20 protein-coding genes and 3 tRNA genes are annotated in these 21,197 nt (G+C 44.7%); 12 read left to right on the plus strand and 11 right to left on the minus strand.

Annotated features, from left to right (window positions below; translation table 11 throughout):
• Positions 1 to 31 precede the first annotated feature (31 nt).
• Genes NLG07_RS06600 through NLG07_RS06620 form a run of 5 tightly spaced genes read right to left on the minus strand, consistent with a single transcriptional unit; the run spans position 32 to position 4,490 of the window.
• Entirely contained in the window at positions 32 to 1,288 is a 1,257-nt protein-coding gene (locus NLG07_RS06600; protein WP_254854690.1) for a cyclopropane-fatty-acyl-phospholipid synthase family protein, read from the minus strand.
• A gap of 4 nt (positions 1,289 to 1,292) precedes the next feature.
• On the minus strand, positions 1,293 to 2,063 hold the full coding sequence (locus tag NLG07_RS06605) for a DUF1365 domain-containing protein (RefSeq protein WP_254854691.1): 771 nt from the start codon (positions 2,061 to 2,063) through the stop codon (positions 1,293 to 1,295).
• Positions 2,060 to 3,322 carry an NAD(P)/FAD-dependent oxidoreductase gene (locus NLG07_RS06610; RefSeq protein ID WP_254854692.1) on the minus strand — a complete coding sequence of 421 codons (1,263 nt, stop codon included), beginning with the start codon at positions 3,320 to 3,322 and terminating at the stop codon, positions 2,060 to 2,062. The genes NLG07_RS06605 and NLG07_RS06610 overlap by 4 nt, the downstream gene beginning before the upstream one ends.
• Positions 3,319 to 4,050, minus strand: a complete 732-nt coding sequence (locus tag NLG07_RS06615; protein ID WP_254854694.1) for an SDR family NAD(P)-dependent oxidoreductase — start codon at positions 4,048 to 4,050, stop codon at positions 3,319 to 3,321. Before NLG07_RS06615 ends, NLG07_RS06610 begins: the two co-directional genes overlap by 4 nt.
• Complete coding sequence (locus NLG07_RS06620) at positions 4,047 to 4,490, minus strand: nuclear transport factor 2 family protein (protein ID WP_254854695.1); 444 nt, start codon at positions 4,488 to 4,490, stop codon at positions 4,047 to 4,049. Before NLG07_RS06620 ends, NLG07_RS06615 begins: the two co-directional genes overlap by 4 nt.
• Positions 4,491 to 4,628: 138 nt before the next feature.
• Between NLG07_RS06620 and NLG07_RS06625 the strand changes: the two genes are divergently transcribed.
• Genes NLG07_RS06625 through NLG07_RS06635 form a run of 3 tightly spaced genes read left to right on the plus strand, consistent with a single transcriptional unit; the run spans position 4,629 to position 6,524 of the window.
• Positions 4,629 to 5,198, plus strand: a complete 570-nt coding sequence (locus NLG07_RS06625) for an LON peptidase substrate-binding domain-containing protein (protein ID WP_303049190.1) — start codon at positions 4,629 to 4,631, stop codon at positions 5,196 to 5,198.
• Between the two features lie 59 nt (positions 5,199 to 5,257).
• Positions 5,258 to 5,869, plus strand: a complete 612-nt coding sequence (locus NLG07_RS06630; RefSeq protein ID WP_254854698.1) for a sigma-70 family RNA polymerase sigma factor — start codon at positions 5,258 to 5,260, stop codon at positions 5,867 to 5,869.
• A complete protein-coding gene (locus tag NLG07_RS06635) occupies positions 5,862 to 6,524 on the plus strand; it encodes a ChrR family anti-sigma-E factor (RefSeq protein ID WP_254854699.1) in 663 nt (220 codons plus the stop codon). The genes NLG07_RS06630 and NLG07_RS06635 overlap by 8 nt, the downstream gene beginning before the upstream one ends.
• Before the next feature lie 53 nt (positions 6,525 to 6,577).
• On the opposite strand, the gene NLG07_RS06640 is transcribed toward NLG07_RS06635, so the two are convergent.
• Positions 6,578 to 7,336 carry an outer membrane protein assembly factor BamD gene (locus tag NLG07_RS06640; RefSeq protein ID WP_254854700.1) on the minus strand — a complete coding sequence of 253 codons (759 nt, stop codon included), beginning with the start codon at positions 7,334 to 7,336 and terminating at the stop codon, positions 6,578 to 6,580.
• Between the two features lie 110 nt (positions 7,337 to 7,446).
• On the opposite strand from NLG07_RS06640, the gene rluD reads away from it, so the two are divergent.
• The 6 genes from rluD to NLG07_RS06670 all read left to right on the plus strand — a co-directional run bounded on the left by rluD (position 7,447) and on the right by NLG07_RS06670 (position 12,914).
• The gene (rluD, locus tag NLG07_RS06645; protein WP_254854701.1) at positions 7,447 to 8,442 is read left to right on the plus strand and encodes a 23S rRNA pseudouridine(1911/1915/1917) synthase RluD; all 996 of its coding nucleotides are present in this window, start codon (positions 7,447 to 7,449) and stop codon (positions 8,440 to 8,442) included.
• Between the two features lie 102 nt (positions 8,443 to 8,544).
• Positions 8,545 to 11,124, plus strand: coding sequence for an ATP-dependent chaperone ClpB (gene clpB / locus NLG07_RS06650; RefSeq protein WP_254854703.1), 2,580 nt, complete (start codon positions 8,545 to 8,547; stop codon positions 11,122 to 11,124).
• Between the two features lie 224 nt (positions 11,125 to 11,348).
• Positions 11,349 to 12,149, plus strand: a complete 801-nt coding sequence (gene pssA, locus NLG07_RS06655; protein ID WP_254854704.1) for a CDP-diacylglycerol--serine O-phosphatidyltransferase — start codon at positions 11,349 to 11,351, stop codon at positions 12,147 to 12,149.
• A 118-nt stretch (positions 12,150 to 12,267) separates the two neighbouring features.
• Positions 12,268 to 12,344: transfer RNA gene (locus NLG07_RS06660), tRNA-Arg, on the plus strand.
• A gap of 356 nt (positions 12,345 to 12,700) precedes the next feature.
• Positions 12,701 to 12,793, plus strand: a tRNA-Ser gene (locus tag NLG07_RS06665).
• A gap of 44 nt (positions 12,794 to 12,837) precedes the next feature.
• Positions 12,838 to 12,914: transfer RNA gene (locus NLG07_RS06670), tRNA-Arg, on the plus strand.
• 286 nt (positions 12,915 to 13,200) lie between these two features.
• Here the strand turns inward: NLG07_RS06670 and elbB are convergent.
• Positions 13,201 to 13,854, minus strand: a complete 654-nt coding sequence (elbB, locus tag NLG07_RS06675) for an isoprenoid biosynthesis glyoxalase ElbB (RefSeq protein ID WP_254854705.1) — start codon at positions 13,852 to 13,854, stop codon at positions 13,201 to 13,203.
• 376 nt (positions 13,855 to 14,230) lie between these two features.
• Between elbB and NLG07_RS06680 the strand changes: the two genes are divergently transcribed.
• The 3 genes from NLG07_RS06680 to NLG07_RS06690 are packed head-to-tail and all read left to right on the plus strand — an operon-like array spanning position 14,231 to position 17,438.
• Positions 14,231 to 14,500, plus strand: a complete 270-nt coding sequence (locus NLG07_RS06680; protein WP_254854707.1) for an OadG family protein — start codon at positions 14,231 to 14,233, stop codon at positions 14,498 to 14,500.
• Positions 14,501 to 14,511: 11 nt separating this feature from the next.
• Positions 14,512 to 16,296: a sodium-extruding oxaloacetate decarboxylase subunit alpha gene (gene oadA / locus NLG07_RS06685; protein WP_254854708.1), complete on the plus strand. Its 1,785-nt coding sequence runs from the start codon at positions 14,512 to 14,514 to the stop codon at positions 16,294 to 16,296.
• Positions 16,297 to 16,307: 11 nt separating this feature from the next.
• On the plus strand, positions 16,308 to 17,438 hold the full coding sequence (locus tag NLG07_RS06690; protein WP_254854709.1) for a sodium ion-translocating decarboxylase subunit beta: 1,131 nt from the start codon (positions 16,308 to 16,310) through the stop codon (positions 17,436 to 17,438).
• A gap of 60 nt (positions 17,439 to 17,498) precedes the next feature.
• Here the strand turns inward: NLG07_RS06690 and NLG07_RS06695 are convergent, their stop codons facing one another.
• From NLG07_RS06695 to NLG07_RS06710, 4 genes are read right to left on the minus strand one after another with little or no spacing between them, the layout of a single operon-like run.
• Positions 17,499 to 18,266, minus strand: coding sequence for an ATP-binding cassette domain-containing protein (locus NLG07_RS06695; RefSeq protein WP_254854710.1), 768 nt, complete (start codon positions 18,264 to 18,266; stop codon positions 17,499 to 17,501).
• Positions 18,263 to 19,294 carry an oligopeptide/dipeptide ABC transporter ATP-binding protein gene (locus tag NLG07_RS06700; protein ID WP_254854711.1) on the minus strand — a complete coding sequence of 344 codons (1,032 nt, stop codon included), beginning with the start codon at positions 19,292 to 19,294 and terminating at the stop codon, positions 18,263 to 18,265. Before NLG07_RS06700 ends, NLG07_RS06695 begins: the two co-directional genes overlap by 4 nt.
• Positions 19,294 to 20,184 (minus strand): ABC transporter permease subunit, encoded by an 891-nt coding sequence (locus NLG07_RS06705; RefSeq protein WP_254854712.1) that lies wholly within the window; start codon positions 20,182 to 20,184, stop codon positions 19,294 to 19,296. Before NLG07_RS06705 ends, NLG07_RS06700 begins: the two co-directional genes overlap by 1 nt.
• Complete coding sequence (locus NLG07_RS06710; RefSeq protein ID WP_254854713.1) at positions 20,184 to 21,197, minus strand: ABC transporter permease subunit; 1,014 nt, start codon at positions 21,195 to 21,197, stop codon at positions 20,184 to 20,186. The genes NLG07_RS06705 and NLG07_RS06710 overlap by 1 nt, the downstream gene beginning before the upstream one ends.

Below are 21,197 nucleotides of genomic sequence, written 5' to 3' on the forward strand. Positions count from 1 at the left end.
GTCACTGATACCTCTACCACACGAAAAAAAGTTAGCGGAATTGCATGTTTTGGGTATGTTTGGACTTGCCAAGTAATAGTTGTACTGTGCTAATGGTTCTCTCGCGAAATCCACCTTCACAATAATTTAGATAGTATTCCCACATTCTGGCAAAACGCTCGTCATAGCCTTTTTGTTGTAATGAATCTAAATTCTCTAAGAATGTTTCATGCCAGTGTTTAAGCGTTTGAGCATAATCTAGACCGATATCATGCAAGTCTCGGATGCTAAAATCGGTGTACTTTTTGATGTGTTGATTAATAACATATTGCGACGGTAAAAAACCGCCTGGAAAGATGTATTTTTGGATAAAATCCACACTGTTGGCATAGCTGTCGTAGCGTCTGTCATCAATCGTGATCGCTTGGAGCAACATCAACCCATTGGGCTTGAGTAAACTCGAGCACTTTTCGAAGAAATTGCGCAAAAAGCGTTTTCCAACCGCTTCAATCATCTCGATGGAAACCACTTTGTCGTATTGGCCTTCCAATAAACGATAATCGCGTTTAAGCAGAGTGATGCGATCAGCTAGACCTTCTCTAGCCACCCAATCTTCAGCCCAAGCGTACTGTTCGTCCGAAATCGTCGTTGTAGTGACTTTACAGCCATAGTGTTTGGCTGCAAAAACAGCAAGACCGCCCCAGCCGGTACCTATTTCTAAAAGATGGTCAGTCGGACTCAGCTGCAACTTATCACAGATTTGCTTGAGTTTATGTTCTTGCGCTTCGCTCAAACTGGCCTGTTCATGAGGGTAAATTGCACTGGAGTACATCATGTTGGGGCACAAAAACTCGGTATAGAGGTCATTGCCTAAATCGTAGTGAGCTTGGATATTTTTTCTGGCTTGGCTGACCGAGTTTCGTCGCAAAAAGTGCTGCACCTTATTTACAGGCATAATCATCCATTTAAAGCGCTTTTCCCATTTGTCCAACACAGGCAAATTGCGTGCAAAGATCTGGATTACATGCGTTAGATTGGGCGTATCCCAAAGCTTATCCATATACGTCTCACCGGCAGCCACACTGCCACCCAGTAATAACTGGCGATAAGCTTTGCTGTTGAGAATATTGACTTCTGCATGCAAAGTTGAATCAGCGTTGCCAAATTGGCCGACTAAGACCCCGTTTTCAGTTAAGGTTAAATACCCATCAGGGAGATGATTAAGCACTCCAATAAAGGCCGACTTAGCCCATTTATCTAAAATGCTAACGGATTCGTGTTGTGCGATGGATTGTTCTAATTGTGACATAATTTTACTTCTCACTTTGTATCGCTGGAGGGTTATCTGGTTTGCCCGGATGCCCATAAAACGGCGTGCGTTTCATAAATAGTTTTACTGCTTGCCAATAAATGCCGATCACCGTTTTGAGTGTCATACTTGGAATTTGGCGTCGCAATTGTCGCAAATTCTTGACAGATAATTCGGACCTTTTAAGAGCAATACCCGCGACAAATTCTTTGTCTTCACGGTGACAACTCAATACGAGTTTTAGGGTCTCAGCGGGTTCACTTATTTGCCAATGGTATGTCATATCCATCGGGTTAAAAGGGGATACATGAAATGCCTTTTGCGTAGGCGCTTGTTCTTTCAGATCGACCAAATAATAATGGCGCTCGTTCCATGGTGTGTTACTTACTTCCGCCAACATATGGCTGAACTCGCCTTCTCGTCGAATGTAATAAAAATTAACAGGGGAAAAATACAGGTTCAAAGTTCTAGTTTGCCCCAAAAAAAAGACCTCTCCTGTAATTTCTTCACCATCAGAAAGAGTGTTGGCCTTTGCTAATATAGCTGTTTGTAAATCGCTAATATGTGGCGCACAATAGTCTTTGCGCACAAAAGACAACCAGCCTTTGCGGTTGATATGCAGTCCATTGAGAGTATCCAGCCCCTCAATTTCACTGAGTTTTAGCCAGAATAAAGCAATATCATACTGGAAAGCATGTTTTGTGGGTTTAACTCGTTCATGCCAGACCGTGCCACGATAAATGGCACTCTCTTGTGACTGCGCTGCGAGGCTCACAAAGACTCCCCAAATTTGGCACACACTTCTAGCGCGCTGCGCACCCCATCTTCGTGGAAGCCGTTATACCAATATGCGCCACAAAAATAGGTATTGTCTACCCCGCAAATGTGCTCTTTACGCTGTTGTGCGGCCACCATTTCTGGGCTGTATTGGGGATGAGCATAATGATAAGTACCTAGAATTTTGCTGGGGTCAATCGCATCGGTATTATTCAAAGTAACACAAAATGTCGGAGCACATTTTAAGCGTTGTAAAATATTCATGTTATAAGTGACCGAAGCGGCTTTATGTTCTTCGCCTTCTTCACCTTTAATCACGTAGTTCCAACTTGCCCAAGCCAAGGGGCGTTTGGGTAATACTGAGGTGTCAGTGTGAAGCACTACCTCATTCATGGCATACGGAATCGCTCCAAGGATATCCTGCTGATCTTTACTAGGGGTATCTAACATGGCCAGCGCTTGGTCGGAGTGACAGGCAAAAATCACCTCATCAAAGAGCTCGTCACCATTAGCACTGGTGACAATCATGCCAGCATCTGTTTTACGCACAGAGGTAACAGGAGAATTCAGGCGGATCGCGTCTTTGAATCCTTCCGTTAACGGTGCAATGTACTCTCTTGAACCTCCAATAATGGTGTACCACTGAGGGCGGTCAGTAATGTTGAGGAGGCCGTGATTATTAAAAAACTGCAAAAAGAAGCGCAATGGGAAACGCTTGGTATCCGCCAGCGACATAGACCAAATGGCGGCGCACATTGGCAAGATGTAGTTGTCTGTAAAATCTGCAGAGAGATTATGATGTTGGATGTATTCAAAGAGCGTTTTATTTTGCTCTGCATGGGCTAGTGCATCGTCGCTCTTACACAATTTGTTAAATTTGAGAATGTCGCGAATGATGCGCCAAAATCGAGGACGCAAAAAATTGCGGCGCTGAGCAAACAATGAGTTGAGATTATTACCATTATATTCAATGTTTTGCGCGTGATTTTTGACGCTAAAGCTCATTTCTGTCGGCTGAGCGTTCACCCCAATTTGATTCATGAGTTGATTAAAATTCGGATAGGTCCAATCGTTAAAAACGATGAATCCAGTATCGATGGCGTACTCTTTGCCATCCACCGTCACGTCTTTGGTAGCGGTATGACCGCCAATGTAATCGTTAGCTTCAAACACAGTAATATCGTGTTTGCGGTGCAGTAGATATCCGCAGGTTAACCCAGAAATACCGGTACCAATGATTGCGATACGTTTTTTCATGTTGTGTGTCTTTTGGTTTGGCGCATGTTCATAGCGATTTTGTGCTGCCATGATTGCGGTAAACAATGCAAAAAGCGCAAGATCAGGCTCAAGCGCGTAGGGAAATAAATACTGGCGCGACGACTTTGAATGCCATCTAAAATGTCCTGTGCAGCCTCTTCAACGCCAATAACAAGTGGCATAGAGAAATCGTTTTTATCGGTCAGTGGTGTTTTGACAAAACCAGGTGAAATAGTCTGAACCTCAATTCCTAGATGAGCATAATCGACGGCCAATGATTTAGCCATGTAATTGAGAGCCGCTTTACTAGCACCATAAGCCGCGCTTCGAGGAAACGGCAGTAAGCGAGCAAGACTATCGACAAACACCAGTTTGTTACCAGAATTGAGTGATGTACTCAATGCCTCAATGACATTGGCCACACCTTGCACGTTGATCGCAAATACACGTTCAAACATACTTGCATCAAAATGCGGTAAATCAACATATTCACACGTACCGGCGTTCAGTAATACGATATCGGCAGTGATACCTGCCAATGCAGATTGAGTAGCAACTAAGTCCGTGGCATCGAATTGACAAGCGGAGATGTTATCCATCTCACTCATTTTAGAAAGTCGTTCTTGGTTACGACCACAGGCAATGACATTAAATCCTCGTTGTGCCGCCAGTATTGCAACAGCTTCGCCAATACCTGAGGTGGCGCCGGTGATCAGTAATGTTTTCATGCGCGCATACCGTGTTTAATTTTCTTGGTGATAGCACCGAGGATTGGGATATGTTCATATACCATTTGACCTAAGTCGTAATAATCTCGGTGATAAAAAATTTTGTCGTCACGTACTTTTAATAAAGTCATGCCATCCACATTAATTGTGCGACCACCGTTTAATTTGGGTGTGGCAAACGACATCACCCAATTAACTGAGTACTGAGATACATCAGAGGGATTAATCAGTTTATGCTCTGCAACAGATGTAATACTAAAGTCGCAGTGTTTTGCTCCCTGTAATAGTTTGTCAAAGTAAGCGGTTAATTGATCCTGTCCGCGATGCACGCCGATGGGATCAATCAGTTCTATATCATCACCATATATCACTTTGATATCAGTGAGTTGAGATGATTTTAAATCATTATAAAACGCGCAAAATTGGTCAATAATCGACATACAAAAAATAGATAAAGTGTTTCGTATTATTTACAGTAGTAAATGCAATTTGGATCAACAAGTTTTTTCTGTTCAGAGTTAATCTTTTCGCAGGGTTGAGCTGTATAAATGATGTGAGTTTATTTGAGGATCGCAACATTGGTTACCTTACCCCTTTTTCCTTTATCCGCGCACGTTCTTCCCGGTGGCAGAATGTCATTGCGTATTTTCGAAGCGCGCTACGTGCGCATGGTTAAAGAAGCCTGCGCAGCGGAAACAGGGTTTGTAGTTTGTATGCTCAATGCAAAAGGCAACAAAGACAACAACGAACACATTTACCCGATTGGTACATATGTTGAAGTGGTTGATTTTAATATGTTGGATGATGGTTTTCTCGGGATCACTGTGGAAGGTCTGCAATGTGTCAAAATTGTTCACATTGCCACTGAAAGTGATGGTCTTCGCATTGGTGATTGTGAAATGATATCTCCGATGGCTTTTAAGGAAAGCAAAGCCGAGTTACATCCGATGGACAAACGATTAGAGGAAATATTCGCTCGCTATCCTGAAGTGAATACTTTATATTCAGAGACCAAGTTTGATGACCCGATTTGGGTAATCAACCGTTGGTTGGAGCTACTTCCCGTGGATGCAGAAAAGAAACAAGCTTTTCTTGCCAGTGGCGATTGTACAGAGATTGTACAATACCTCTCGGAACTAGTAGAATAAAAAGTAGTCAGACAATGGAAAGCCAGTGTGTTCAGTACCATACTTCACTGGAGCCCTACATGTTGATTGGAATGACATTGGATAATTCTAAGAATAACTGCAAGCCCGCTGAAGTGGCTGATGAGATGTCAGCAGCTTTAGTCGAAGTGGCCAATGAGCGTTGTAAACGATCTTATGCAAAGGTTTTTTCGTACTTTGCACCGAGACTGCGTTCTTATGCGTTAAAACAAATGGGCAATGAAGCTTTGGCAATGGAAATGGTGCAAGACACCATGGCCAATGTTTGGCAAAAAGCGCATCTTTTTGATGCGAGTAAAGGGTCACCGTCGACATGGATTTTTACGATAGCCCGTAATATACGCTTCGATATGTTGCGCAAATTACAAAACAGAAAGGAAGATATTTGCTCAGATGATTTGTGGCCGGTGTTGTGTGAGCAGACACCAGATGCCAATGAAACATCTCTGGACGAACAAATAACTTTAGAGCAAGTTGGCCAGTTGTTTGAGAATTTGCCTGACAAGCAACGAGCCGTGATAGAAGCCATTTATTTAGATGGTAAATCGCAGCAAGAAGTAGCAGATCAACTATCGATACCATTAGGTACGGTTAAAAGTAGGACCCGTTTAGCTTTGCAGCGATTGAAGGATATGCTAGAAGATCATGATTAAGTTCCACCCAACCGATAAGCAGTTGACTCAATTTGCCGAAGGCAATATTGCTGCAACTCAAGCTTTGGTCATCTCTGCCCACTGTGATATGTGCCCTCAATGCCAAGAGTTCGTTCAAACAAAAAGTTATGAATTTGCTCAAGATATCGAAAACATACATGCACATGAACAAACCGATCCAGCATTTGAAAAAATGCTCGCGGAAATTACTGCCTTGCCGATACTAGATGTGCGACCAGACATCACGCCTCGTATTGAGTTAGATGGTAAGTTTTTTGATGTACCCAAGCCACTACAGCGCTATGTTAAACACACTGGTAATTGGTCAAAACTACTGGGTAAAGTGTGGCAGGCCCCTGTAGAAATTGGCGGAGAGTATGTTGCGAACTTTATTTACATGGAAAAAGGCGGCCAAGTGCCTGAACATACCCACAGAGGTAATGAGTTGACACTAGTGGTAAATGGAGAGTTCTCTGACGGACTCAACGAGTATGATTCAGGTGACTTCTTGATGATGGACAGTGAGCATGTACACGCTCCAATGTCTGACGCAAAAGACGGTTGTTTGGTGTTTAGTATTGTTGACCAACCGTTGCATTTTACTTCTGGTTTAGCGCGGTTGCTCAACCCATTTAGTCACTTGTTTTTCAAATAACATTCATCATAAAAAAGCCGTTTCTAAAAACGGCTTTTTTGTTTGTGTGTGATCTAGATAAACTCACTGTCAGGGTAGTTCAACTTCAAGATTTTAATCGCGTTATTCTTTAGCTCTTCTAAACCTAGTTGATCGTAGGCCGACACCATGATTTCTAAAGCGGGTTGAACTTGTGCGGTATCGCCAAAATATTCAAGCACGAATTGGCCACGGTTTGCAGCGGCAACATAAGCTCCTCGGCGCATGTAAAATCGCGCAATAGCAATTTCATACTTTGCTAAGCGGTCTTTGAGGTAGGTCATGCGCTTTTGTGCATCCGCGGCATATTTACTTTCCGGGAAACGTTCAATTAAACGTCTAAAGTCATTAAACGCTTCACGCGTTGCAGTTGGGTCACGGTCAGAGCGATCAATATTCAACAGGTCTTGAAACAAGTTGGTATCTGAGTCCATATTGGTTAACCCGCGCATGTAAAACGCATAATCAACGTCTTTATGATTTGGATTTAAGCGGATAAAGCGGTCAATCATTGCCAAGGCTTGATCGGCATCACCGGCCTTATAATAAGCATAAATCAAGTCCAATTGGATCTGCAAAGATAGAGGACCAAATGGGTAGCGTGAATCAAGATTGCTTAAAGTTTCAGCAGCGCCGTTGAAATTACCATTTTTTAGCATTTCTTTGGCCACTTCATAACTCGCTTCTGGACCAAGCAATTTGGCTTTTTCAATTTGTTCTTCATCAGCGGTATTACTGCAACCAGCAAGTGCGATAAGTGCTGATAAAGCAATGATACGTCCCATTTTTGGCATGGATATCACCCTGTTGTTATCGTTGAATTATATATACGGACAGTATTATTACACACCTTGTGAATGAAACTGATATAATTCTCACAGATTTTTTTTTTAAATACCCATCTATGTCTAATTCATCGTCTGATTCATCACAACAAGTCCAATTAACTGGCATTATCGATCAAACCCAGTTTGATCGTCGTTTAGACCAAGTTCTCGCTGAGATGTTCCCTGAGTATTCACGCAGTAAACTCAAAGAGTGGATCATCGCAGGCTTCGTCAAACTAGACGGTGAAACTATCACAACTCCAAGGCTAAAAGTGTCAGGGACAGAACAAGTCGACATTGATGCAGTTATCGCGGTTCAGGTCGAAAATATCGCTCAAGATATCGAGCTAGATATTATCTATGAAGACGAATCGGTATTGGTCATTAACAAGCCTGCAGGGTTAGTTGTGCATCCAGGTGCGGGCAACCCAACCGGAACGGTATTAAATGCTCTACTGGCCCACCATCCAGAGATTGAAACGGTTCCTCGTGCGGGAATTGTGCATCGACTCGACAAAGACACGACCGGATTAATGGTGGTCGCTAAAACCTTAGCCGCGCAAACTCATCTTGTTGAGCAATTGCAAACTCGCGTAATGAGTCGTGAGTACGAAGCGTTAGTTTACGGTACTATGGTAGCTGGAGGGTATGTTGAAGCCCCCATTGGTCGTTCAGCAACCAAACGCACCGCCATGGCGGTGAGAGAAACGGGTAAAGATGCAGTGACACATTACCGTGTGATTGAAAAATTTCGAGCCTTTACACATCTCCGTCTCAAACTAGAGACTGGTCGTACTCACCAAATCCGTGTGCACATGTCGCATATCAAGCATCCTTTAATCGGAGATATTTTGTATGGCGGTCGTCCACGCTTACCCAAGGCGGCGAGCCAGGATTTTGCTGAGGCGTTGCGAGGATTTAAACGCCAAGCTTTGCATGCAGCCCAATTGTCATTCTCACATCCAGAATCGGAAGATTGGTTGACGTTTAATGCGCCATTACCCGATGACTTTATCGCAATGCGAGACGCGTTGAGAACGGATACCGCTGAGCATGGCTTGGATGTAGACTGATTATAAATGTGATCTAGGTCAAAATAATTCTGACATTTTTGCTTGAAAGTTAACCAGCGAATACCCATTCATTGAGTATGTGAATACTAATGGGATATTCGTATGCGACTAGATAAGTTTACGACCAAATTTCAAACAGCGATTTCTGATGCTCAATCTATGGCGCTTGGGCGAGACCATCAATACATTGAACCGGCACATATCATTACGGCCTTATTAAACCAACAAGGTGGTTCGGTGCGCTCTGTGTTACAACACGCCAACGTGAATCTGAACAGTTTGCGTTCGGCACTTGCTCAAGCCATTGAAAAGCTACCTAGAGTACAAGGAGTGGGCGCTGAGGTGCAATTGAGCCGAGAGTGCATCAATCTGCTCAACTTGTGCGATAAGCTCTCGCAGCAATACAATGATCAATATATTTCTTCTGAGTTGTTTTTACTGGCCGCGGTACAAAGTAGTGGAGCAACCTCTGAACTATTAAAAAGCGTTGGAGCAAGTGTCGAAAGCATCGCCAATGCTATCAATGCTGTGCGTGATGGTCAGGCCGTGACGGATCAAAATGCAGAAGACGTGCGCGAAGCTTTAACTAAATACACTACAGATTTAACTGAGCGAGCCACGCAAGGCAAGCTCGATCCTGTGATTGGACGAGATGATGAAATTCGGCGCACGATTCAGGTATTGCAACGTCGTACCAAAAATAACCCTGTGTTAATCGGCGAGCCTGGCGTTGGTAAAACCGCTATTGCCGAAGGACTTGCTCAACGTATCGTAAACGGCGAGGTACCGGAGGGCTTAAAGCACAAACGAGTATTGTCTTTGGATATGGGCTCACTTATTGCGGGGGCCAAATACCGCGGTGAATTTGAAGAGCGCCTCAAAGCGGTATTGAATGAATTATCCAAAGAAGAAGGCAACATCATTTTATTTATCGATGAGTTGCACACAATGGTAGGTGCGGGCAAAGGCGATGGGGCAATGGATGCAGGCAATATGCTCAAACCCGCATTAGCTCGAGGGGAATTGCATTGTGTCGGTGCGACCACTTTAGATGAATATCGGCAATACATCGAAAAAGACGCAGCACTTGAACGTCGTTTCCAAAAAGTGTTGGTCGATCAACCTTCAGTAGAAGATACCATTGCCATATTGCGGGGCCTAAAAGAGCGCTACGAGTTACATCATTCTGTGGATATTACCGATCCAGCAATTGTGGCAGCCGCGACCTTGTCACATCGCTATATCTCAGACCGTCAATTGCCGGATAAAGCGATTGATTTGATTGATGAAGCCGCTTCGAGTATTCGTTTGCAAATCGATTCCAAACCAGAAGAAATGGACAAACTAGAACGTCGCATTATCCAATGGAAATTAGAAGAACAAGCGCTTTCAAAAGAGACCGACAATGCCTCTATCAAGCGACTTTCCGACATTGAGATTGAGCGCGAGCAAGCTGAGCAAAGATACAAAGAACTCGAAACAATATGGTTGTCTGAAAAAGATGCGATGCAAGGCACACAATCGATTAAAGCTGAGCTTGAACAAGCCAAGATTGATCTAGAAATTGCGCGTCGTGCAGGCGATCTCAATCGTATGTCAGAACTACAATATGGACGTATTCCAGAGTTAGAACAGCGCATTGAAAGTGCCAACGACCAAGGTGAAGTCGACACGCAGCTAGTCAAAAACAAAGTGACCGATCATGAGATTGCCGATGTACTATCGCGTTGGACAGGCATTCCAGTTGCTAAGATGCTCGAAGGCGAAAAAGAAAAGCTCATTCGCATGGAAGAGGTTTTGCACAACCGTGTGATTGGTCAAAGTGAAGCAGTCAGTGCCGTGTCGAACGCAATTCGGCGTTCTCGAGCAGGTTTGGCTGATCCGAATCGTCCAATTGGGTCATTTTTGTTTCTTGGCCCAACGGGCGTGGGCAAAACCGAATTATGCAAAACCTTGGCGGATTTTATGTTTGACAGTCAGGATGCCATGGTGCGCATAGACATGTCTGAATTTATGGAAAAACACTCAGTAGCACGCTTAGTCGGTGCCCCGCCAGGCTACGTAGGCTATGAAGAAGGCGGTTATTTGACCGAGGCTGTGCGCCGTAAACCTTATTCAGTCATCTTGTTAGATGAGGTGGAGAAAGCGCATCCAGATGTGTTTAATATCTTATTGCAAGTGCTGGATGATGGGCGCTTAACCGATGGGCAAGGGCGCACCGTGGATTTCAAAAACACCGTTGTCATTATGACCTCTAACCTCGGTTCGGACATCATTCAGGATAAGGCAGAGCAAGCGCAATATGATGAGATGAAGCAACTTGTGATGGATACGGTTGGTTTGCATTTTAGACCTGAATTTATCAATCGAGTCGATGATATCGTCGTATTTCATCCGCTTGGCTTAGAACATATTCAATCAATCGCCAAACTACAATTGTTGGGTTTGCGTCAACGTGTGTTGGATAAAGGCTATAAGCTTGAGGTGTCTGGTCGCGCGTTGGAGCAAATCGCTAAAGTCGGCTTTGATCCTGTGTATGGTGCAAGACCACTTAAACGCGCGATCCAACATGAACTTGAAAATCCCCTTGCATCAGCACTATTGGGTTCTGAAGCGCAAGGCAATACCATCAAAATCGACAGTCAAGACGATGCCTTAACGATTGAATTTGTGAATAAGTAGGATCTAATATCTGGATATCGGCGCGCAGTGATTCTGCGCGCTCTTTTTGTGGAAACACTTTGTGTTCTGCAAACAAGCGGTCTATCTGATTTTTGGGCTTCCTCATAATATCAGCAACCTTTTGAGGCAGGGTGTTGTTGAAAAAGTCGCCTCTATCTCCATGTTCGCCTAGCAAAATATTTAATCTATGTTATCTTATCGGCAAATAATCAATAGGGTTAAGCATGTCAAACAAACCTAAGAAAGGAATTTACCTTTTACCAAATTTGTTGACCACAGCAGGTTTGTTTTCTGGGTTCTATGCCATAGTAGCGTCGATGAATGGTCATTTTGTCGCTGCGGCGTCTGCGATTTTTGTGGCAATGATTTTTGATGGATTAGATGGTCGTGTTGCACGCATTACTAATACGCAAAGCGCATTTGGTGCAGAATACGATTCGATGGCGGATATGGTGTCATTTGGGGTAGCGCCAGCGTTAGTTGCATATAATTGGGCGTTGACGGATTTTGGTAAGATTGGCTGGTTGGCGGCGTTTATTTTTGTTGCTGGGGCGGCTTTGCGTTTAGCGCGATTTAACACTCAAGTTGGGATTGCAGATCCAAGGTTTTTCCAAGGATTAGCGAGTCCGGCTGCTGCTGGCATTGTGGCAGGGTATGTCTGGGTAGCGCAAGAATATCAGTTTGATGCTGGGATTCATGCTTATCCAATGGCGATTATTACCGGTCTTGCTGGGTTACTGATGGTTAGCAACTTCAAGTATAACTCTTTTAAAGAAGTAAATTGGGCTGGTAAAGTCCCGTTTGTTGCCTTGTTATTGATTATGTTGGTCTTTGTGGTCGTGGCGACCGAGCCTGCAGTCGTGTTGTTTGTGGTATTTGCTATATATGGGTTGGCGGGACCGATCAACACATTCAGAACCGTAGAAAAAGTAAAGCTTGAAGATGTGGTTTCAGGCGATGAGCACGATGAAGATGCGGAATTGACCATGACCGATGAGCAAAAAAACGCAAATTCGGACAAATAACCACCAATCAAAAATTAATTCATACTTTAACGGCTCAAAGCATTGACTTATACCACCGTTTCAGTAGAATGCGCTTCCACGTCAAACGACACTCGTTTGTCGGTGATTAGAGTACTGCGCGTGCGTAGCTCAGCTGGATAGAGTACCTGGCTACGAACCAGGCGGTCGGAGGTTCGAATCCTTCCGCACGCGCCATCTATTTCCTCAGATGTAAAATGAAGGAGGCGAACCGACTGGAGGTTCGACTAAAACGCCTGGAGCGTTTTAGCTCTGCACCGAATTATGAGGTGCACCGCGCAGCGGCGAGGGCAGGAGCCCGAGGTAATCCTTTCGCTTTACCCGCTAGGGCGCGCCATCTATTTCCTCAGATGTAAAATGATGGATATTAAAGGATAGAATTAGAAATTCCCCGGAGAGGTGGGTGAGTGGCTGACTAAATCGTCAGGAACGATTTAGCACAACGCAAAGCGTTGCCTGAAGGGCGAGTATCAGGATGATACGAGTGAAACCAGCACCAAAACCTTTGTAAAGGATAGAATTAGAAATTCCCCGGAGAGGTGGGTGAGTGGCTGAAACCAGTCCCCTGCTAAGGGACCATACAGTTTGTAGCTGTATCGAGGGTTCGAATCCCTCCCTCTCCGCCATTCTCCAATTGAGATTGGCATACAATCAGATTTTAAAGTTTTGCGCGTGCGTAGCTCAGCTGGATAGAGTACCTGGCTACGAACCAGGCGGTCGGAGGTTCGAATCCTTCCGCACGCGCCACTTACAAAAATGCCACCGTTAGGTGGCTTTTTTGTGGGCGCAAGGAAGATGAGAACCGATAAGAGGTTCGACAAATCGTCTGGAGCGATTTGGACTGCCGCAGGCATCGCGCAGCGGCGAGGGCAGGAGCCCGAGGTCAATCCTGAAGCAAAGCCACTTACAAAAATGCCACCGTTAGGTGGCTTTTTTGTGGGCGCAAGGAAGATGAGAACCGATAAGAGGTTCGACAAATCGTCTGGAGCGATTTGGACTGCCGCAGGCATCGCGCAGCGGCGAGGGCATGTGCTTATACTAACTTCAATACTTCGCTCACTAACTTGGCTATTCCACTCTCAGCTTGTACGATGTTTTCTGCAAGCATATACGCAGGTGTTGTGACGAGTTTATTTTCTTCATCAATAACAATATCTCCGACCTGTGCTGAGCAATGTTGAGCCCCCATAGCGTTCAAGGCTGATGCGGTATCTTCATCCGTACCAATTGTAGCTTTAACGCCTTTTCCATAAATATGTGAGCAAAGCGCTGGCGCAATGCACATGTAGCCTGCAGGCTTGTGCGCGTCTTTAAAATCTTTGGCTAAGTCGAGCAATTGAGAGTTCACCGTCATATTGGTCCCGTTAAAGGCAAAATCAGACAGATTTTTTGCGACACCAAAACCACCTGGAATAATCAGCGCATCAAAATTATTCGCCACACATTCAGATAATGGCTTGATGTTGCCTCTGACAATGCGCGCAGATTCAATGAGCACATTACGCGATTCGGGCATTTCTTCACCGGTCATATGGTTAATAACATGATGCTGAGCCTGATCAGGCGCAAAACATTGATAGCTTGCGCCGTTCTTTTCGAGGTGTAAAAGCGTTAACACAACTTCGTTGATTTCGGCTCCATCAAAGACGCCACACCCAGATAAAACCACTGCTATATTTTGAGACATTTTTACACCATCCTGTTTGATTTCAATGAAGTCAAAGTTACCTTTATTTTCCTGTGATTGTAAATACTCAAAGTCAATTTTGTGAATAAAATTCGTTGCCTAGAACCTGCGTCTATAATTAAACATAAAATGGTAAGACCAATTTTCGTATTCTGTCAATTTAGGCAATAAAGAATACCTGAAACGCTAGTAATAACTGACATTGTCTACTCCTCGCTTGTTATTTAAATGTAAAAATGATGAATTTTTTGGCGTTATTAATGACTATTTATGCAAATTTATAAGAAAAAAGTATTAAATTGGTCACCTTTCCCTTGTTATTGAGTATTGATCTAGTTGATAATGAAAACATCCTAAACTAATGGGAGTGTCTCTAATGGAACCTACCCAAATTAATGAGCTTTTGTTTGAAGCGGCAACACTACTTGCAACCGGAATGGCGGTGGTGTTTGTTTTTCTTACTATTTTGATCTTCAGCGTCAAGCTCATGACTAAGCTGTGTTTGGCTTTTCCTGAGTCTCAAACGCAACAACCCGCGCCTGCTATGGCAGCACCAAAACCTACTACGCAATCTAATGATGATACGTTGGTCGCAATCAAAGCGGCAGTTGACGCGTATCGTCAAGGCAATACTAGTCGTTCATAAGGAGCTATATAATGTCAAAAAAACTTCTCTTAACTGAGTTGGCGCTACGTGATGCGCATCAATCTCTTTTAGCGACTCGTATGCGTTTGGATGATATGTTACCTATTGCAGCTGAGCTGGATAAAATAGGTTATTGGTCAATGGAATCTTGGGGTGGGGCAACCTTTGATAGTTGTATTCGTTACCTTGGCGAAGATCCTTGGGAGCGCATTCGCGAATTAAAAGCCGCCATGCCCAATACCAAGCAACAAATGCTGTTACGTGGACAAAACCTGCTCGGCTACCGTCACTATGCCGACGATGTCGTCGCTAAATTTGTTGAGCGTGCGCATACCAATGGTGTTGACGTATTCCGAATTTTTGATGCGATGAATGATGTGCGCAATGTTGAAACGGCCATTAAGACGGCAGTGGATATCGGTGCACACGCTCAAGGCACATTGGCATATACCATTTCTCCGGTGCATAACTTAGAGCTCTGGTTAGATATGGCTAAGCGCTTAGAAGATTTAGGCGTACATTCGATTTGTATTAAAGACATGGCGGGTTTATTAAACCCATATGAATGCGAAACCTTAGTGACCGCACTCAAAAAGACCGTTGATGTACCCATTGCGATGCAATGTCATGCTACGACAGGTCTATCGACCGCGACGTATCAAAAAGCCATTGATGCGGGCATTGACATGCTCGATACCGCCATTTCTCCGATGTCCATGACGTATGGTCATACTGCAACAGAAACCGTGATATCTATGGTCGAAGGGACTGAGCGAGATACGGGATTTGCGCTGGAGAGTTTTGAACACATTGCTACGTACTTTCGCGATGTTCGCAAAAAATACGCACAATTTGAAGGTAGCTTAAAAGGTGTTGATGCTCGAATTTTGACTGCGCAAGTACCTGGTGGCATGTTAACCAACATGGAAAATCAATTACGCGAACAAGGGGCTGAGGACAAAATGGACGAGGTATTAAAAGAAATCCCTCGCGTCCGTGAAGACTTAGGTTTTATTCCCTTGGTGACACCAACTTCTCAGATTGTCGGCACTCAAGCGGTATTAAACGTATTAACCGGTGAGCGCTACAAATCCATCACTAAAGAAACGGCGGGTGTGTTGAAAGGCGAATACGGTGCTACGATTGCGCCGGTGAATGCTGAACTTCAAGCTCGAGTTCTAGATGGTGCTGAAGCCATAACTTGTCGCCCAGCAGATGTGTTGGCCCCCGAGCTGGAAACACTAGAAGCTGAATTAGATGAGCTAGTCAAAGCGGATGATGTGGCATTGGCCGATTCCAAAATCGATGATGTTCTGACCTATGCGCTGTTCCCACAAATTGGTTTTAAATTCCTTAAAAATCGCAATAACCCAGATGCTTTTGAGCCAGTACCAACGGCACCGGTAGAAGTTGCAAATACCTCTGGTGAGAGTCATTACTCGGTATCAGTGAATGGGGTTGAATACGCGGTAACCGTTGCTCCAGATGGCGAGTTAACCAATGCCTCACCAGTCAATCCGGTTGCGTTAACGGCGCATAGCAATGGCTCTGTTGGGGCATCAGGTAGCGCACCTGCGGCTGCTGCAAGTAATATCGAAGCGCCATTGACGGGTAATATATTTAAGCTTCTAGTTAAACCGGGTGACGCCGTGGCCGAAGGTCAAGTAGTGGTCATCATGGAAGCAATGAAGATGGAAACAGAAGTACGCTCGTTACATGGTGGCACTGTGGTTTCTGTTGAGATCAGCGAGGGCGATTCTGTGCAAGCTGGTCAAGTGATGATTGGTCTGGGGTAAGGTGACTGACGATGGATAAGTTAATGACCTTGTGGCAAAGCACGTCTCTAGCCCATTTTGAATCTGGTCAAATTGTGATGATGTTAGTTGGCTTAGGTTTACTCTATCTGGCAATTGTCAAAAAATTTGAGCCTCTATTGCTTCTACCTATTGGTTTTGGTGCGTTGTTAACAAACATCCCTTTAGCTGGACTATCTGAGCCAGGTGGCGTGTTGTATTACGTGTACAAAATCGGGATTGATTCTGGGGTATTTCCCTTATTGATCTTTATGGGGGTTGGGGCCATGACCGACTTTGGCGCGTTGATTGCCAACCCCAAAACCTTGTTACTCGGTGCGGCGGCTCAATTCGGGATATTTGCTACCTTATTTGGGGCGATTGCGCTGAATTTTGTACCGGGTTTTGAGTTCACTCTGCAAGACGCTTCTGCGATTGCGATTATTGGTGGGGCAGATGGCCCGACAGCCATTTTCTTGGCATCTAAACTTGCGCCTGAGCTACTTGGGGCGATTGCGGTAGCAGCCTATTCATATATGGCGTTAGTCCCAATCATTCAGCCACCGATTATGAAAGCATTGACCACGCCGGAAGAACGTCAGATCAAAATGGCCGAACTGCGTGTCGTCAGTAAGCGTGAAAAGATCATTTTCCCACTTGCAGTATTGATGCTAACGATCATTTTCTTACCTACGGCAACGCCATTGGTGGGTATGTTCTGCTTGGGTAACTTGATGAAAGAGTCGGGTGTGGTGGATCGCTTGAGCAATACGGCGCAGAATGAGTTGATTAATATCGTGACAATCTTCCTTGGTTTGGCCGTGGGTTCAAAACTGTCTTCACATGAATTTTTGACAGTGGAAACGTTAGGGATCCTAGCACTTGGTGCGTTTGCCTTTGGTATTGGTACCGCTGCAGGGGTATTAATGGCCAAAGTATTGGCTAAGTTCTCCAAAGAGCCAATCAACCCATTAATTGGTGCGGCAGGTGTATCGGCTGTGCCGATGGCAGCTCGAGTAGTTAATAAAGTCGGTTTGGAAGCCAATCCACACAACTTCTTATTGATGCATGCGATGGGACCAAACGTGGCTGGTGTGCTTGGTTCTGCAGTTGCAGCGGGTATATTACTGGCGTTGGTTGGTTAGGTCACGAAGACAACATTACCATAAAGTTATTTATGAAGCGCTCCTGAAAGGGGCGCTTTTTTATACCTTCAGCATCGCAAAATGCGCATGAATCAAATGCTTGGATGCCTCATGCTGAGGATCGGTAAACAGGGTCTGCGTCGGCGCGTTCTCGACCACCTCTCCGTTGTGCATGACCAGTGTACGGTCAGAAATGTGCCGGACAATTCCCAAATTATGCGAGATAAAGATAAAGGCCAAGCCAAGTTCCGCTTGCAGTTTTAATAATAGGTTTACAGTTTGCGAACGCACCGAAGGGTCCAGTGCGGCAAACGGCTCATCCGCCACTATTACTTTTGGATCTAAAATCAAAGCACGAGCTAAGGCCACCCGTTGTTGTTGCCCATCAGATAACATGTGCTTATAAAAATAATAATGATCAGGCATTAAGCCCACCAAACGCAAAGTATCACGAATTTTATCAAAGCGTTCAGATGGGGTTAATTTGGTATTTAACAGCAGTGGTTCCTCCAGCATACGGCCAACCGAAATACCAGGGTTCAATGATTGAGCGCTGTGGCTAAAGACCATCCTGACTGAATTGGCGCGATTGCTTTTATCCAGTGGGACGCCGTTAATTAATACTTCACCAGCCCCTTTCGGCACAGCCCCAGTGATGAGTTTACCAAGCAATGATTTACCTGAATTATTAGTGCCAATAATCGATACCGTTTCTCCTTCATTCACATCAAAGTTCACTGGACCAAGATAAAAAATATCTTTTTTGCCCAAGACATACCAAGGCGGGACATTGTCATAACAAAGATTGCGAATACTCAATAAACTCATACGTCTATTCCCTCATATTTTCCGTCTACATTTTCATCTGCATCAATATGAAGCGGGAAGTGACACCGATATTGACGTTTATGTATAGTGCGCGGGACGGGCGTGTTGACGCATTCTTTTTGTGCTCTGGGACAGCGAGGCCCTAAACGGCAACCTATCGGCAAATGCTGTAGGGTTGGAATCGTGCCTTTGAGTGCGGTAAGCGGCGATTTGGGCTGTAGTTCTGGGCGAAAGCTCGGCGCAGAGTCCAACAGTGCTTTTGAATAAGGATGAAACGGCTTGCGCCGCACACTGTCAAATGGTCCATCTTCAACCGTCTGCCCAGAGTACAATACAGTAATAGTATGTGCGATAGAGGAAATGGCCAGCAAATCATGGCTGACAAATAAAATACTCAAATCACTGTTGCGATTGAGGTTTTTGCATAAACTCATAATTTGTCGCTTAGTGGATGTTTCCATCCCACGAGTGGGATCATCGGCAATCAGTAATGTCGGCTGAGAGACAAGTGCCATTGCAATCATGAACTTTTGACACACATCATCGGGCAGTTCGTGCACATAGCTATTGAGGCACTTTTTGACATCTTTGATGCCCACTCGGGTAAGTTGTGCCGAAGCGATGCGATTTTGTTCGGCGCGTTGCTGCCACCACCAGCGACTGTTGATGAATTCATCGGGGATACTTTCGCGGAACTGTTCGCCGAGTTTTACGGACGGATCCAATGCGGCTTGTGGATCTTGGAATATCACAGCAATGTCTCGTCGCATGATTTTTTGTCGTTCAGACGTACTCATTTTCAAGAGATTTTGACCGCGCCATGTTAAGCGGTCAGCCGTAATGATCCATTGGGGAGGGAGTGCGCCTGAGATAGCGCGAACAATGAGGCTTTTGCCCGATCCGGATTCGCCTACTAATGCGCGGATTTCTTTTTCACAAATCGATAGAGACACCTTATCTAGCGCTTTGACCAACACCCCATTGGATTCAATTTCGAGAGTGAGATTGCGTATGTCCAATAAAATCATCAGTGGGTCAACCTATTTCGAATTGCTGAGCGTAAACTGTCACCGACGATATTGACCGATAACACCAACAAAAAAATACACATACCCGGGAAAAGCACATTCCATGGCGCGATATATGCAGTGGACAGGCCTTCGCGGACCATGACGCCTAGTTCGGGTAATAGAGTTTGCGCACCAAGATTAAGAAAACCTAATGCAGAGATATCCAATATGGCAATCGATAACGCAAGTGTCGCTTGTACAATGATATGCTCAATCAAGTTCGGCAGTATATTGTAATAAAAAATATGCCAATGACTGGCGCCATCTAGACGGGCCGTTGCAATGTAATTTTTGTTCATTTCAGTACGCACGACATCTCGAGTGGCGTGCACAAAACGCGGGATCAGGGCCAACCCAATCGCTAACATTGCGTTGGATAAACCCACGCCCAAAATTGCCACTATGATGATCGCAATTAACAAGGTAGGGATCGCCATTAATACATCCAAAATGTGATTCAATACACTCGAACGTACGCCTTTATTCATCCCAGCTAGCGTGCCTAAGGTGACGCCTATTACCATGGCGCCCAATACCAATATCACCGAGGCACCAAAGGTCACCTGAATCCCATACAAAATACGCGTTAGCATATCTCTACCGACCGCATCTGTTCCTAAGACGTGTGTAATGGTACCGTTATTTTCCCATGAGGGGGGAAGTAAAAGGGATTGAAAGTTCTGTGCGTATGGCTCATAAGGAGTCATTAACGGCCCTAATATGCCAAGCAAAATAAATACATTAAGAATGATAAATCCTGTTAAAGCGATGTGGCTTTGTTTGAACTCACGCCAGGTAGCTCCCCATGGACTGGGATATTGCTCGTCGTTGTATAGCTTATTCGCCATTAGGAAAATTGCTCCTGAGTCGGGTCAAACAGTTTACTCAAACATTCAATCAATAAGGTCACAAACACCACTACCGTAGATACGACCAGCATGCCAATACGAATAGCAGAGTAATCGCGCTCATAAATAGCTTGAATCAACCAATCGCCAATACCAGGCCACTCGGTAATGGTTTCGACAATCATAACATTGGTGACCAGCGTTGATACTTGAACCGCGAGCAGAGGTAATACAGCTAACAACGCATTGCGCATTATGTGCCGCAGGAATATTTTCCAAAAAGGGATGCCACGTGTTTGCGCTGCGGCAATGTAGTCTTGTTCTAACACATCCACCACTGCGCGGCGAGTCGTTCGCAAAAACACAGCTGTCGCCAAAAAAGCCACAGATAGCGTCGGCAGAATCATGTGACGCAATGCATCCATAAATGCTTCTTGGCGATACGGATGGTCTGACACATAAATATCAAGCAGTATAAAACCAGAGTAATGAGGAATGTCATAGAGCAAACTCAGGCGACCGGACATGGGGAGCCAACCGAGTTGCAATGACACAACCAGAATCAGCAACAACGACAACCAAAAAATGGGAAAGGACGACATCAACATGCTGATGCTCATAAAGGCATAATCGGTCTTGCGATGATGCTTCAGGCCACACCAGAAGCCTAATGGTATGCCTACAAACAAAGCCACTATGGTGGCGTAGGCGGTTAGCTCAATGGTTGCGGGTAACAATGTACTTACCTCTGCGAATAAATCGAGCCCAGTAATTGTGCTGATCCCCCATGAACCATCCAACAAGCTTTGTACATAGTACCAAAAGGCGACAAACCAGCGCTCATCCGCAAGCGCTTTGGTATAAGCGGAAGTGGGTAACTGTTCTAAAGACATTCCAGTTAGATTAAAAACCGGGTCGCCAGGGAAGAAAAAAGCCAAAACAAACGATAATCCCACCAGTATAAACAGCGTGATGAAGAATAAATTAAAATAGCGACCTAATGTTCCGAGCAT

Source organism: Alteromonas sp. LMIT006 (assembly GCF_024300645.1).
GTDB classification, from domain to species: Bacteria; Pseudomonadota; Gammaproteobacteria; order Enterobacterales; family Alteromonadaceae; genus Opacimonas; species Opacimonas immobilis.

Excerpts from the sequence above, each read along its gene's own strand:
- NLG07_RS06710 (WP_254854713.1), bottom strand. The coding sequence starts at position 21,197 with ATGCTCGGAACATTAGGTCGCTATTTTAATTTATTCTTCATCACGCTG.
- NLG07_RS06610 (WP_254854692.1), bottom strand. The coding sequence starts at position 3,322 with ATGAAAAAACGTATCGCAATCATTGGTACCGGTATTTCTGGGTTAACC.
- elbB (WP_254854705.1), bottom strand. The coding sequence starts at position 13,854 with ATGTCTCAAAATATAGCAGTGGTTTTATCTGGGTGTGGCGTCTTTGAT.
- NLG07_RS06615 (WP_254854694.1), bottom strand. The coding sequence starts at position 4,050 with ATGAAAACATTACTGATCACCGGCGCCACCTCAGGTATTGGCGAAGCT.
- rluD (WP_254854701.1), top strand. The coding sequence starts at position 7,447 with ATGTCTAATTCATCGTCTGATTCATCACAACAAGTCCAATTAACTGGC.
- NLG07_RS06600 (WP_254854690.1), bottom strand. The coding sequence starts at position 1,288 with ATGTCACAATTAGAACAATCCATCGCACAACACGAATCCGTTAGCATT.
- oadA (WP_254854708.1), top strand. The coding sequence starts at position 14,512 with ATGTCAAAAAAACTTCTCTTAACTGAGTTGGCGCTACGTGATGCGCAT.
- NLG07_RS06640 (WP_254854700.1), bottom strand. The coding sequence starts at position 7,336 with ATGCCAAAAATGGGACGTATCATTGCTTTATCAGCACTTATCGCACTT.
- NLG07_RS06630 (WP_254854698.1), top strand. The coding sequence starts at position 5,258 with ATGTTGATTGGAATGACATTGGATAATTCTAAGAATAACTGCAAGCCC.
- NLG07_RS06705 (WP_254854712.1), bottom strand. The coding sequence starts at position 20,184 with ATGGCGAATAAGCTATACAACGACGAGCAATATCCCAGTCCATGGGGA.
- NLG07_RS06680 (WP_254854707.1), top strand. The coding sequence starts at position 14,231 with ATGGAACCTACCCAAATTAATGAGCTTTTGTTTGAAGCGGCAACACTA.
- NLG07_RS06700 (WP_254854711.1), bottom strand. The coding sequence starts at position 19,294 with ATGATTTTATTGGACATACGCAATCTCACTCTCGAAATTGAATCCAAT.
- NLG07_RS06635 (WP_254854699.1), top strand. The coding sequence starts at position 5,862 with ATGATTAAGTTCCACCCAACCGATAAGCAGTTGACTCAATTTGCCGAA.
- NLG07_RS06620 (WP_254854695.1), bottom strand. The coding sequence starts at position 4,490 with ATGTCGATTATTGACCAATTTTGCGCGTTTTATAATGATTTAAAATCA.
- pssA (WP_254854704.1), top strand. The coding sequence starts at position 11,349 with ATGTCAAACAAACCTAAGAAAGGAATTTACCTTTTACCAAATTTGTTG.
- clpB (WP_254854703.1), top strand. The coding sequence starts at position 8,545 with ATGCGACTAGATAAGTTTACGACCAAATTTCAAACAGCGATTTCTGAT.
- NLG07_RS06695 (WP_254854710.1), bottom strand. The coding sequence starts at position 18,266 with ATGAGTTTATTGAGTATTCGCAATCTTTGTTATGACAATGTCCCGCCT.
- NLG07_RS06690 (WP_254854709.1), top strand. The coding sequence starts at position 16,308 with ATGGATAAGTTAATGACCTTGTGGCAAAGCACGTCTCTAGCCCATTTT.